The following is a 1,611-nucleotide window of genomic DNA, read 5'->3' as shown; positions in this document are numbered from 1 at the left end:
TTCCACGGCAGGAGATCGTCGATGCGTTTGATGGGATGGTCTGCGATGCGGGTGATGACGGCACGCAGGTATGCTGCGGGGTCCCGGTCGTTGAGCCTGGCGGTTTGGATGAGCGTGTAGATGGCGGCAGCGCGTTCGCCGCCCGTGTCCGAGCCCGCGAAGAGCCAGTTCCTGGCGCCAAGCTTGAGTGGCCTGATGGCTCGCTCGGCGGCGTTGTTGGAGATGTCGAGCCTGCCGTCATCGAGATAACGGGTGAACGACGCCCAGCGCGAACGAACATAGCGAATGGCTTTGGCGAGATCGCTCTTGCCGGATATCTGGGTCAGCGACTGGTCGAGGAAGCTGGCGAGTTCCGTCATGACGGGCAGCGCCAGGTCCTGACGCCCCTTGCGCCGTGCCTCTTGCGGCTGGCCGTAGATAAGGCGCTCGACGTCAAACAGCTTGCCGATGCGCGTCATCGCCTCCAGCGCCCTGGGCGAGTTCGTGCTGGCGTAATAGTCATGGAAGTTGCGCCGGGCGTGCGCCCAGCAGGCAACCTCCGTTGCTGCGACAGGTCGATCAGGCCCCGGCACGTAAAGCTCATTGAAGCCGGAATAGGCGTCGGCCTGCAGGAAGCCTGCGAAGCGCTTGAGCTGTTCACGCGGGCGCTCGCCCTTGCGATCTGGCGTGTAGCGGTAGAGCACGGCGGGCGGGTCCTGCCCGCCATGGGGGCGTTCGTCACGCAGATCGACCCAGAGCTGTCCCGTCTTCGTACGCCCGAGGCCGGGTGCCAGCACTGGGACTGGGGTGTCATCAGCGTGCAACCGCTCAGCCTTCATCACGTGGGCCCCAATGGCCTCGACCAGCGGCGCCACAAGCTCGGAGGCTTTGGCAACCCAGCTTGCCATTACAGAACGCTCGATCTCCACGCCCTCGCGGGCGAAGATCTCTGCCTGGCGATAAAGCGGGAGGTGGTCGCAGTATTTGCTGACCAGCACCTGGGCAATCAGTCCCGGCCCTGGCCTGCCGCGCTCGATCGGCAGGGTCGGCATCGGGGCTTGCGTCATGGCCTCACAGGAGCGGCACGAGAAGGCCGGACGCACATGGCGGATGACCTCGAAACGACCGCGGATGTACTCCAGCACTTCGCGTACATCCTCACCCACCTTGCGCCAGTTGCCAGCCGTTCCGCAGGAGAGGCAGGCACAGGCAGAGTCCGCCACGATCGATGGCGTGTGCACGATCTCGGTGCGCGGCAGATGCTCTGGCAAGGGACGACGCACGGGCTTTGCACGTGTGGCAGCCACGCCTTTAGCAGGTGCATCATCAACGTCTGGCGCGGCTGCCGCCTCGACCAGTTCCAGTTCCTCCAGCCGCAGCTCAAGCTGTTCGATCTCGCGGGTGAGCTTCTCGGACGAGCGCCCGAACTGCATGCGCCGAAGACGGGCTATCAGGATCTTGAGCTTCTCGATCTCCAGGCTTTTGGCGATCAGTCCGGCCTTGGCCGCAGCGGCTTCGGCCTGTGCAGCGTCGAGCGCAGTAGCCTGCGCAGCGATGATGGCGCGCAGGCGCACAAGCTCATCGCTACCCTCATCATCGCGCTCATCACGGCCTTTGCCGACTGCTTCGATC

Annotated in this window: 1 protein-coding gene; it reads right to left on the bottom strand. The window is 64.7% G+C overall.

The features are described from left to right. On the bottom strand, positions 1–1,553 hold a 1,553-nt coding region (gene tnpC / locus ACOVRJ_RS01580; protein ID WP_422042157.1), incomplete at its 3' end, for an IS66 family transposase. Between the last annotated feature and the right edge of the window lie 58 nt (positions 1,554–1,611).

The organism is Roseateles sp. (genome assembly GCF_049240545.1).
Classification (GTDB): Bacteria; Pseudomonadota; Gammaproteobacteria; order Burkholderiales; family Burkholderiaceae_C; genus Paucibacter_A.
The sequence above is the reverse complement of the archived record's forward strand: the minus strand, read 5'-3'. Positions and strand labels throughout refer to the sequence as shown.